The following is a 10458-nucleotide window of genomic DNA, read 5'->3' on the forward strand; positions in this document are numbered from 1 at the left end:
CCGGATAGGTGCTCAGAAGTTGTAGCGCACCCGGATGCCGGCCTGCCGCGGATCGGGCATATAGGCGATCATGTTCAGCGCGCCGGAGTTGCCGCTGGCCACGTCGAGCAGGTTGATCGCCGACTTGATCGTCTGGTCGTCCAGAACATTGTCGATGTAGATGATCGCCGACCATTGATCGGTCTGGAAGCCGAAGCGCAGGTCGAGCATGCCGTAGGACTTCAGCGACCAGGCATTGTCGTCCGACAGGAAACGCCGCCCGCGGAACTGGCCCGACGCCTCGACATAGGCGTTCAGCCCGTTGCCGATGTCCTTGGTCCAGGCGAGGCTGGCCGTGCCGCTATGCTCGGGCGCCAGTTCCATCCGGTTGCCGGTCTGGTTGATCTGGCAGGTCTGTTGGGTGCCGACGGTGATGATCGTGCAATTGCCCGAGCGCGCAATGGTGAAGGCTGTCGTCGAGTTGAAGACGAAGTCGGTGTAGCGTGCATTCAGATGCGTATAGCCGCCGGAGAATACCAGTTCCGGCGTGATATTGGCGCGGAAATCGATTTCCTGCCCGTCGATCCGCGCCCCGCCGGCGTTGGTCGTCACGCTGAGAGCGCCCTGCGGGTTGACGCTGAACGGCACCTCGATGAGCGTCGCGGTCTGCTTGTCCGAATATTCGAGCCGGAAGGCGGCGACATTCACCGTCAGCCGCCGGTCGAACAGGCTGAACTTGCCGCCGACTTCATAGCTCGAAAGCTGCTCCTTCTCGTAGCGCCCGAGGTCGGGATCGGCCGACCCGACCTGGGTGAAGCCGCCCGGCTTGATGCCGCGCGCCGCCGAGGCATAAATCATTACGTCAGAGGTCGGCTTCCAGGTGACGATGCCGCGCGGGGTGAAATAATTGGTGGTCTGGCTAGCGGTGGCATTCACCCCGGTCAGGATAAACGGCGCCGGGCCAAGGGCGAGGTTGGCGCCGCCCTGGATGCCGACGCTCTGGCCGAACACATAATCGAGTGTTTCGCGCGCATAACGGCCCTCCGCCGACACCGTCAGCGTCGGCAGCAGATCATATTCGAGCATCGCATAGCCCGAATAATGCTTGGTGGTGCGGCCCTGGAACGGCTGCTGGGTTGAGCGGCCGCCCTGTAGCGCCACGTTCAGCGAGGTCGACGCGGGCTGGCCGAGCCCGAAGCTCAGGAAACGCCGGTCGTCCTGGGCGACCTTCTCATACCAGTAGAGCCCGCCCACGGCCCAGCGGAAGGGCAGGTCGTCGCGACCGGACAGCCGCACTTCCTGGCTGAACTGGTCGATCTCGGTGTCGATATCGAACTGCCAGAAGCCGTTGCCGGCGGTCGTGCCGGAGAATTCGCCGAGCCCGCCGGGTGCCGGCCGCGCCACCTGCTGATAGGCCCGGCCGAAATAATCGACGTCCGAGATCGTCGAGCCCTTGGAATTGACATAGCCGGTCCAGGTCGAGAGCGTCGCCGGGCCGAAATCGAACGTGCCGCGCAGCGAGGCGATCAGGTTCTTGGTCCGCGCGCCCGGATAGTCGGTGCGCCCGGTCGGGTCGATCGGGTCGGGGCTGAGTTGGATCGGCACATTCTCGTTCTCGATCGTGCCCTTGCGGTACATCAGCACCGAGGCCGGCAGGTTGCCGCTGCCGACCCGCTGGCCGACGACATTGGCTGGCATTGCCACCGGCACCGACAGGCCGACGTTGATGCCGTAATATTTGGCCGCTTGCTGCTCGGCCGCGTCATCCGAATAGCTGACCCGGGCGATGATCTTGGTGTCGGCGTTCGGCTCCCATTTGGCCGAGATCGCGCCGCCATAGGTCTCGTAGCCGCCAAGGCGGTTGCCGGTGGTGGAATTGTCGAAAAAGCCGTCGAAGCGGCTGTAGACGCCGTTGATCCGCACCGAGAAGGTTTCGGATGCCGGCAGGTCGATGGCCCCGCGGATCTCGGCGCGGCCCTGCAGCCCGAGGTCGCCGGAGACATAGCCGCCCAGCACGTCGCCCGGCTCCTTGGTGACATAATTGACCGCGCCGCCGAACGCCGACCGGCCATACAGCGCCGATTGCGGGCCCTTGACCACCTCGATCCGCTCGAAATCGGCGAGCCGCAGGTTCATCAGATTGCCGCCGCCGGCAGTGGCGATCGATTCCGTCGTCATGTCGATGCCGTCCATCAGGATCGCCACCGGCGGCCGGCCGCGCGTGGCGGGCAGGCCGCGAATGCTCGGCCGGTTGTCCTGCGGCGAGAAGCCCCGGTCGAAGACCAGGCTCGGCGTCAGCTTGGCAATATCGGCGATGTTGGAAATGCCCTCGCGGTCGATGCGGTCGCTCGAAAAGGCGGTGATGGCAATCGGCACATTCTGCAGCGATTCCGCCCGTCGGCGGGCGGTGACGATGATGGTGCCGTCGTCGCCGGCGGCGACACTGGCCTGGGCGCCGGGCGTGGCCTCCTGGGCCAGCGCCGGCAAGGCGGCGACAAGAGCAAGAACGCAGACACTGGAACGCATGGATGGCATATGGATCATCAGACTTCCCCTCTTTCCCCGGTGTCGCCTCCCGAGCCCTGGCGACACCTTCTCCTTCCCCGGCCAGATCTTTGTTCGGTGTCCGACCGGGTTCGCAGGCCATAATCTGAGACAGAAGGTCGCGCTTTCGAAGGGGGGACGAAAAGCTGTTCGGCTACCGACTAAAGTTGCAGGGGGTTGCAGCCCCGGTTGCGCGGCCTGCCGTGGACGTGAAAACAAGGCGGATCAGGCCGTTCCGGAGATTTCAATGTGCCGTTTTCCCGCCCTTGCAGACACTGCGCTGAACGATGACCAGCGCGCCATGGCGGCGGTGGCTGGCCACGGCGGCCCCTATCAGGCCTTTCTGCGCGCGCCCCGGCTCTGGCAGGCGCTACAGGCCACGCGCCAGTACCTCGCCACCGCCGCCAGCCTGTCGGCGCCGGCGCGCGAGGCAGTGATGCTGGCAGTCGCCCGGCACTGGCATTCCAGTGCCGCCTTTGCCGCCCATGTGCCGCTCGCCCGTGCCGCCGGCCTGGCGGACGCCGATATCGAGGCGCTGGAACAGGGCCGGGAGATGCCCTCGGCCGATGCGGCGGTGCGGGCGGCCGTGATGGCAGCGAGTGCGCTGCTCGCCCGCCACGGCCTTGACGAGGGCGAGTTCGCTGCGGCCTGCGACAGCCTCGGCGAGGCTGGTGTGGTCGAGCTCGTCGGCCTGATCGGCTTCTTTTCGACGATTTCCCTCGTCCTCAATGTCTCTGGAAACATTGGCGAAGTTTCGTTTCGGACGGCACCCGGAGCCTATTCGCCTGCCGAATGAAAACCGATTGGCCCAAGGTCGGTCAGACCCATCCATGTAGGTTCGGGGTCTGTTCGAGGGAGGGCCAGTGATGGTTGTCATCCATGGTTGATTGTCTGGGGTGGCGCGGCATCATCGGCATTGTCATGCCGTCCACCAACACGTCGGTGCAGCCGGAGTGCGATGCGTTGCGACTGCGCGGCGTCACGAACCAGATCGCCCGCATCTCGATAGCCGAACGGCCGCTATCCAGCGAGCAGGCGTTCATCGAGCATGTCGAGGCGATGCGCGCCGGCATCGGCGCCGCCATCGACCAAGTGATGACCTGCGGTCCCGGCCACTTGATCATGGGCGTCGCACTGGAAGCCTTCTGGGGCGGCGTCGACAAGGCCGAGGCGCTGCGCCACGAGCTCGAGCAGCGCGCCGGCGTCGGCGTCTCGATGGGCTCCGACGCGCTGCGGGCGGCGCTGGCCGCCTTCGGCGCGCGGCGGATCGCCGTGCTCACCCCGCACCAGCCGCTCGGCGACCAGGTCGTCCGCCAGTATCTGGAGGAGGCCGGCTATGACGTCGTGCGGCTGAAGGGCCTGCGCTGTGCCTCGCCGCGCCTCATCGCCCACACCAGCGAGGCCGATGTCCGCGCCGCCTATCGCGAGCTGGACGGTGACGACATCGACGCGATCGTCCAGGTCGGCACCAATCTCGCCGGCATGGCGGTGTCGGCCGAAGCCGAGCGCTGGCTCGGCAAGCCGGTATTGTCGATGAACGCGCTGACTTACTGGAACGCGCTGCGCCGCATGGGCATCAACGACCGGATCCACGGTTGCGGCCGGCTGCTGGAAGAGCATTGAGCATGCGTCATCCGGTCATTATCGCCGGCGGCGGTCCCACCGGCATGTCCGCGGCGTTGTTCCTGCTCCAGAAGGGCATCCCCGTCGTGGTGCTGGAGCGCAGCCCGGGCCTGCCCGATGACCCGCGCGCCGCGACCTTCCATCCGCCCACGCTGGAGATGCTCGCGCCGAGCGGCATCACCGGCAAGCTGATGGACATCGGCCTGATCGCCCGCAAATGGCAGAACCGCGACCGCCGCGAAGGGCTTGTCGCCGAATTCGACCTGTCGCTGCTGGCCGACCAGACGCCCTTTCCTTTCCGCCTGCAATGCGAGCAGCACAAGCTGGTCCGGCTGCTGCGGGAGCATATGGCCGACTGGCCGGGGCTGGACCTGCGGTCCGGCCAGTCGATCCAGTCGATCACCCAGCATGAGGATCATGTCGTCGTCGAGACCGGGACTGACCGCCTTGAATGCGAATGGCTGATCGGCGCCGACGGCGGGCGCAGCGTGGTGCGCAAGTCGCAGCCGATTGCGTTCGAGGGCTTTACCTATCCCGAGCGGTTCCTGGTCATTACCAGCACCCATGATTTCGAGGCCGATGGCTTTGCCCTCTCCAATTATGTCGCCGATCCCGAGGAATGGTGCGCAGTCTTCAAGGTGCCGGACGATGGCCCGCCGGGTGTCTGGCGCAGCGTCTTCCCGACCGATCCGGCCACGCCGGAAGCGGCGCTGACCGATTTCGAGAGCGCCCGTCGCCGCTTGCAGGGCTTTGTCGGCGCCAATGCGCAGTTCGAGATCGTCCACACCAATCTCTATACCGTCCACCAACGGGTGGCTGACCGGTTCCATCACCACCGCGTGCTGCTGCTCGGCGACGCCGCCCATCTCAACAATCCGCTCGGCGGCATGGGGATGAACTTCGGCATCCATGACGCCGAGAATTGCGCCCGTGCCTTGAAGGAAACCATGGACACCGGCGACGCCGCGCCCATGGCCCGGTTCGACCGGCAGCGGCGCACGGCTGCCAGCAAGTTCCTCCAGTCGATGACCATCCAGAACAAGGCGGCGCTGGAGGAGACCGACCCCGATGTCCGAGCCGCGCGCCGCCAGGAATTGCGTGATATCGCTGCCAATCCCGATCGCGCGCGCGCCTTCTTGATGCGCACGTCGATGATCGAAGGCTTGAGAGAGGTCAACGCCCTGCCATGACCGACAAGAATGTTCCGTCACCGCTGCGCGACCGCTGCATCGGCATGACCACGCCCGAGGCGATCCGCCAGTTCGAGACCGAGGGCTATTTCATCATTCCCGATGCGCTGTCGACGGCGGGCATCGCCGCGCTCAAGGCCGAGTTCGACAGCCTGCCGATGCGTCCGTCCTTCTACACCGATGCGCCGAGCTTCTCGGTGACGCCGCCGCATGTCCATGGCCCCGAGGGGGCGTCGCTGATCGGCAATCCGCCGGTGCTGGATTTCGTCCGCGCGCTGGTCGGCGACGAGCTGGTGTTCATGCACAGCTTCTACATCCTCAGCCATCCCGGCTCGCCGCCGCTGGAGATGCACACCGATTATCAGCCCTATGGCTCCACCTATTCGCAGTGGCTGGAGAGCTGCCCATTGCGGGTCCGCGTGCTCTATTATCTCGACGATACCCGCGACGATCGGGCGGCGCTGCGCATCGTGCCGCGCTCGCATATCTGCTGGCACGCCGATGCCCAGCCCTATCGCCGCTACAAGGCTCATCCCGAGGAGGTGATGCTGCCGCTCAAGGCGGGCGATGCCTTTGTCTTCGCCACCCGGCTGTTCCACGGCGTTGGCCCCAACACCACCGACGAGACGCGCGGCATGGTCGAGATCGACTATCGCCCGCTCTGGGCACGGCCCTATGGCCCGGTGCCGGACTGGAGCCCCGAGGAACTGCGCCATGTCCCGCCCGCCCTGCTGCCGATGGTCGAGCGCCGCAACCGCACCGATTTCGCCTGGGAATTCGATACCAAGCGCCTGGCTGTCGACACCCCCGCGCCGGGCATGGCGCCCAGCCGCTGGGGGGCCTGAGCCATGGTCCAGGCCCTTGTCCCCGCCGATCTCGGCAGCGCCACGCTGGCCGGCTGGCTGGAGGCCATAGTCACGCTCGATGCCCAGGGCTGGCCGCTGCTCATGATCGAGGCCGCGGACCCGCGGGACCCGCTGGATAGCCTTTCCGTTGCCGCCTTCCTCGCCTCGCGGACCTCCCGGATCGGGCTCGGCGTGGTCGCCGACGCCGCGCAGGTCGAGCCGTTCACGCTGGCCCGCGGCCTCGCCAGCCTTGCGCATCTCAGCCAGGGTCGTGTCGCGTGGCGCCTCATCGGCGACATCGACGGGGAGCGGCTGCTCGAACATGCCGAGGTCACTGCCCGGCTGCTGGCCAGCTGGGACCTCGATGCCCCGGCCTGCGACCATGATGCCGGCCTGTTCTCGCGCAGCGAGGCCGTGCGTCCGGTCCATCACCACGGGCCGCATTATACGGTGCGCGGGCCGCTCAACATCCCGCAGCCACGGGACGGCGTGCCGCCGCGCTTCGCCCTCGCCGCCGACCCGGCCGCCGCTGGCGCCGACCTGCTGCTCGCCCCGCATACGCTGCGACGGCTGACGCTGGCCGAGGCCGCCGCCCTTCCGCCACCGCCGGCCGCCACCGGCGTCCGGCTGCGGGACCGGCTGGAGACCATCGCATGACCGCCAGACCCCCGATCGCGCTCGGCATCTTCCTGATGGGCCATGGCCATAATGTCGGTGCCTGGCGCAGTTCGGCCACCCCGGCCGATGACCTGCTCGGCCTTGATCATTACCGCCGCATCGCCGTCGATGCCGAGCGCGGCCGGCTCGACATGATCTTCTTTGCCGAGATCCTCTATTCCTACGAGACCGCCGGCCGCCACGAGGGCGCGCTCGCCTTTCCCACCCTCGATCCGATGGTGCTGATCGGCGCGCTGTCGTCGGTGACCGAGGCGATCGGGCTGGTCGGCACCTATTCGACCACCTACACCCATGCCCGGGCCACCGCGCTCAAGCTGGCGACGCTCGACCGGCTGAACGGCGGCCGCAGTGGCTGGAACATCGTCACCACCGGCGCCGACCAGTCCTCGGCCAATTTCAGCGCCCGCCAGCACCCGGACAAGGCCGCCCGCTACGCCATGGCCAGCGACTATGTGGCCGAGGTACGCCGCTTCTGGCAGTCGCTGCCGCCTCTGCCGCAGGGCGAGCCGGTACGCGTTCAGGCCGGCATGTCGGCGGACGGCAAGAGCTTCGCCGCCCAGGTCGCCGAGGTGCTGTTCACCATCGCCCGGGACCGCGACAGCGCCGTCGCGCTGCGCAGCGAAGTGCGCACGCTGGTCGCCGGCGCCGGCCGCGACCCGGACGGGGTGCGCGTCATGCCCGGCATCGCCCCGATCATCGGCGGCACCGAGCAGGAGGCGCTGGCCCGCGAGCAGCGCTATCTGGAGCTGCTGCACCCCCGCATTCAGCTGGCCATGTTGTCCGACCAGTTCGGCATGGACTTCAGTGGCCATGCGCTCGACAAGCCGCTGCCGATGGAGGAGATCCGCCAGGCCCCCAAGGTGCTCAGCGGCGCCCGCGATCCGGACCGGCTGATCAACGCCGATGGCGGCGTGCCGACGCTCGGCGACTATCTGCGCCAACAAGCCCGTGTTCGTGCCCATCACAGCTTTGTCGGCACCCCCGAGCAGCTGGCTGACCATCTCGACGAATGGACCGCTGCCGGCGCCTGCGACGGCTTCAACTTCACCTTCCCGGTACAGTCCGAGGACGTGCCGATCCTTGTCGACCAAGTGGTGCCGATCCTGCGCCGGCGCGGCCTTGTCCGCCAGGATTATGAAGGCCATACGCTGCGCAGTCACCTCGGCCTCAAGCTGCCCGGAAAGGCCTGAAGCAATGATCTATGGCGATCGCCCGATGCTCATCGGCGGCGCGCTGACCTTCGGCGACAATCCCGAATGGATCACCTCGCTCAACCCCTCCACCGAGGAGCCGATCGGCCGGGTGCCCGCCGGCACTGCCGCCGATGTGAACGCCGCCACCGAGGCGGCGCGCGCCGGCCAGCCGGGCTGGGCGGCCCTGACCGTCTGGGAGCGTGGCGCCCGGCTGAAGGCGCTCGCCGCCGGCGTCCGCGCCCGCGCCGAGGAGGTCCGCGCCATCGAGGCGGCCGATTCCGGCAACACCATCGCCAACCTCGGCAACGATCTCCACAAGGCCTCGAACCATTTCGAATATTTCGCCGGCCTGCAGACCGAGGTGAAGGGCGAGACCATCGCCGGCCTGTCGACGGGCATGCACATGACGCTGCGCGTGCCCTATGGCGTCGTCGGCCGGATCGTGCCATTCAACCACCCGTTCATGTTCGCCACCGCCAATCTCGCCGCGCCGCTGGCGGCCGGCAATACCGTGGTGCTCAAGTCACCGGAGACCAGCCCGCTCACCGCCGGCATCGTCGCCGAGCTGTGCGCGGCGCACCTGCCGCCGGGCGTCGTCAATATCGTCCATGGCCATGGCCTGCCGGTCGGTGACGCCATCGCGCGCCACCCGCATATCCGCCGCATCGGCTTCACCGGCTCGATCCGCACTGGCCTCGCCATCCAGCGCGCCGCGGCCGAAACCTGCGTCAAGCATGTCAGCCTGGAGCTCGGCGGCAAGAATCCGCTGATCATCTTCCCCGATGCCGATCCGGACAAGGCCGCCGATGCGGCGGTCGCTGGCATGAATTTCGCCTGGGCAGGGCAAAGCTGTGGCTCGACCAGCCGCATCCTCGTCCATGAAAGCCTGGCCGCGCGCGTCACCGAGCGGCTGCTCGAACGCCTCGCCGCCATCCGCGTCGGCGATGCCTCGGACCCGGAGTCGGACATGGGGCCGCTCAATTCGGCCATCCACCGCGACCGTGTCCATGCGCTGGTCCGCAAGGGCCGGGACGAGGCGCGGCTGCGCATCGGCGGCGACGTGCCCGCCGGCGCCGCCTTCCAGCGCGGCTATTGGCTGGCGCCGACACTGTTCGACGAGGTTACGCCCGGCATGGCCATCGCCCGCGAGGAAGTCTTCGGCCCGGTGATGACCGTCCAGCGCTGGTCGACCCCCGAGGAGATGATCGCGCTCGCCAACGACACGCCCTATGGCCTGACCGCGGCGATCTTCACCAACGACATCACCGCCGCGCTGACCGCCGCCCGCGCCATCGAGGCCGGCGTCACCCACATCAACGGCAGCCGCATGCACTATGTCGGCGCGCCGTTCGGCGGCATGAAGGATTCGGGGCTGGGCGGCGAGGAATGCCTGGCCGAGCTGCTAAGCTACACCGAGGTTCGGGCGCTCCACATCAGCCTTTGAGGCCCGCGCCGCGCGCTTGCCGTCCTGCCGGGCCAGCGCGGCGCTGATCGCCGCAGCGGCGGCCTTCAGGTCGGCGCCGTAGCGCTCCACCGCCACCTCGGGCTTCATCGCCACCGAGAAGAACACCAGGGTCAGTGCCGCGCGCACCTCGCCGTCGAGATAGATCGGCACCGCCATCGACGAGGTCCGTCCCGGCGTGTCGGTGAACTGGTTGGCGCCGCGCAGCGCATAGCCGAGCGTCCGGATGCTTTCGGCAAAGTCGTCGGAGCGCAGGGTCTTCAGCACCAGCGGGTCCGGGCCCTTGTCGCAATTCTCCGCCGCATCGAGCCAGCGGTGCCGCTGCTGGTCATCGGCAAAGGCCAGCATCACATGGCCCGAGGCGCATTCCACCAGCGGAAAGGCGGCGCCGGCGCGGTAATTGGTCAGCGCCATCGGCGACAGCGCATGGGTGCAATCGCGCACGATCATGTTCTGGCCGACCCTTGTGGTCAGCGACACCGGCCAGTGATGCTTTTCGGTCAGCCCTTCAAGGTGGCGACGAGACAGGGTGACGATGTTGCTATGATCCTGAAAGCCATGGGAGAGCGACGTAACCAACGCCGTCGGCCGGTAATGCTTGCGTGAGCTTTCTCGCTCCAGCATCCCCTCTTCCTGCAGCGTGTAGACGATCCGGCAGGCGGTCGGGTAGGGAATTCCCACGGCATTGGCGATTTCCATCATCGACATGGAGCCAGCCCGATTGACGACGCGCAGCACCGCCAGGCTTCGCGCAATCGAGCGAATATAGGACTCGCTGTTCATCGCCTCAATATTCCCCTCGGCTTCCCGCCCGGACGATAACAGACCCCCACCGCGAGTCCAAACATCTCGTCAGGGCACCTCGATCTCGGCCGGATAGTCGGGCATCGTCAGATGGCGGGTGACGCGGGTTATCTGCACCCGGATGTCGGGGACGGCGATGA

9 protein-coding genes are annotated in these 10458 nt (G+C 67.4%); 7 read left to right on the forward strand and 2 right to left on the reverse strand.

Annotated elements, in window-relative coordinates:
* Positions 1 to 12 precede the first annotated feature (12 nt).
* Positions 13 to 2505 carry a TonB-dependent receptor gene (locus ACTIFJ_RS03785; protein ID WP_439532754.1) on the reverse strand — a complete coding sequence of 831 codons (2493 nt, stop codon included), beginning with the start codon at positions 2503 to 2505 and terminating at the stop codon, positions 13 to 15.
* A 265-nt stretch (positions 2506 to 2770) separates the two neighbouring features.
* Here ACTIFJ_RS03785 and ACTIFJ_RS03790 point away from each other — a divergent pair, with 265 nt between their 5' ends.
* From ACTIFJ_RS03790 to ACTIFJ_RS03820, 7 genes are all read left to right on the forward strand, one after another.
* Positions 2771 to 3319, forward strand: a complete 549-nt coding sequence (locus tag ACTIFJ_RS03790) for a carboxymuconolactone decarboxylase family protein (RefSeq protein ID WP_439532755.1) — start codon at positions 2771 to 2773, stop codon at positions 3317 to 3319.
* Between the two features lie 83 nt (positions 3320 to 3402).
* Positions 3403 to 4146, forward strand: coding sequence for a maleate cis-trans isomerase family protein (locus tag ACTIFJ_RS03795; protein ID WP_439532756.1), 744 nt, complete (start codon positions 3403 to 3405; stop codon positions 4144 to 4146).
* 2 nt (positions 4147 to 4148) lie between these two features.
* Entirely contained in the window at positions 4149 to 5336 is a 1188-nt protein-coding gene (locus ACTIFJ_RS03800) for an FAD-dependent oxidoreductase (protein ID WP_439532757.1), read from the forward strand.
* On the forward strand, positions 5333 to 6181 hold the full coding sequence (locus tag ACTIFJ_RS03805) for a phytanoyl-CoA dioxygenase family protein (protein ID WP_439532758.1): 849 nt from the start codon (positions 5333 to 5335) through the stop codon (positions 6179 to 6181). Before ACTIFJ_RS03800 ends, ACTIFJ_RS03805 begins: the two co-directional genes overlap by 4 nt.
* A 3-nt stretch (positions 6182 to 6184) precedes the next feature.
* Positions 6185 to 6838 (forward strand): LLM class flavin-dependent oxidoreductase, encoded by a 654-nt coding sequence (locus ACTIFJ_RS03810; protein WP_439532759.1) that lies wholly within the window; start codon positions 6185 to 6187, stop codon positions 6836 to 6838.
* Complete coding sequence (locus ACTIFJ_RS03815) at positions 6835 to 8049, forward strand: LLM class flavin-dependent oxidoreductase (protein ID WP_439532760.1); 1215 nt, start codon at positions 6835 to 6837, stop codon at positions 8047 to 8049. Before ACTIFJ_RS03810 ends, ACTIFJ_RS03815 begins: the two co-directional genes overlap by 4 nt.
* Before the next feature lie 4 nt (positions 8050 to 8053).
* Complete coding sequence (locus ACTIFJ_RS03820) at positions 8054 to 9496, forward strand: aldehyde dehydrogenase family protein (protein WP_439532761.1); 1443 nt, start codon at positions 8054 to 8056, stop codon at positions 9494 to 9496.
* Here ACTIFJ_RS03820 and ACTIFJ_RS03825 read toward each other — a convergent pair.
* Positions 9455 to 10297 carry an IclR family transcriptional regulator domain-containing protein gene (locus tag ACTIFJ_RS03825; protein ID WP_439532762.1) on the reverse strand — a complete coding sequence of 281 codons (843 nt, stop codon included), beginning with the start codon at positions 10295 to 10297 and terminating at the stop codon, positions 9455 to 9457. The two genes, ACTIFJ_RS03820 and ACTIFJ_RS03825, sit on opposite strands and share 42 nt — an antisense overlap.
* Positions 10298 to 10458: the final 161 nt, after the last annotated feature.

The sequence above is a fragment of the Polymorphobacter sp. genome, from assembly GCF_051860865.1.
In the GTDB taxonomy this organism is placed as follows: Bacteria; Pseudomonadota; Alphaproteobacteria; order Sphingomonadales; family Sphingomonadaceae; genus Sandarakinorhabdus.

Bases quoted from the DNA above. Each gene is read 5' to 3' on its own strand.
- ACTIFJ_RS03785 (WP_439532754.1), bottom strand. From the start codon at position 2,505: ATGCGTTCCAGTGTCTGCGTTCTTGCTCTTGTCGCCGCCTTGCCGGCG.
- ACTIFJ_RS03790 (WP_439532755.1), top strand. From the start codon at position 2,771: ATGTGCCGTTTTCCCGCCCTTGCAGACACTGCGCTGAACGATGACCAG.
- ACTIFJ_RS03795 (WP_439532756.1), top strand. From the start codon at position 3,403: ATGGTTGATTGTCTGGGGTGGCGCGGCATCATCGGCATTGTCATGCCG.
- ACTIFJ_RS03800 (WP_439532757.1), top strand. From the start codon at position 4,149: ATGCGTCATCCGGTCATTATCGCCGGCGGCGGTCCCACCGGCATGTCC.
- ACTIFJ_RS03805 (WP_439532758.1), top strand. From the start codon at position 5,333: ATGACCGACAAGAATGTTCCGTCACCGCTGCGCGACCGCTGCATCGGC.
- ACTIFJ_RS03810 (WP_439532759.1), top strand. From the start codon at position 6,185: ATGGTCCAGGCCCTTGTCCCCGCCGATCTCGGCAGCGCCACGCTGGCC.
- ACTIFJ_RS03815 (WP_439532760.1), top strand. From the start codon at position 6,835: ATGACCGCCAGACCCCCGATCGCGCTCGGCATCTTCCTGATGGGCCAT.
- ACTIFJ_RS03820 (WP_439532761.1), top strand. From the start codon at position 8,054: ATGATCTATGGCGATCGCCCGATGCTCATCGGCGGCGCGCTGACCTTC.
- ACTIFJ_RS03825 (WP_439532762.1), bottom strand. From the start codon at position 10,297: ATGAACAGCGAGTCCTATATTCGCTCGATTGCGCGAAGCCTGGCGGTG.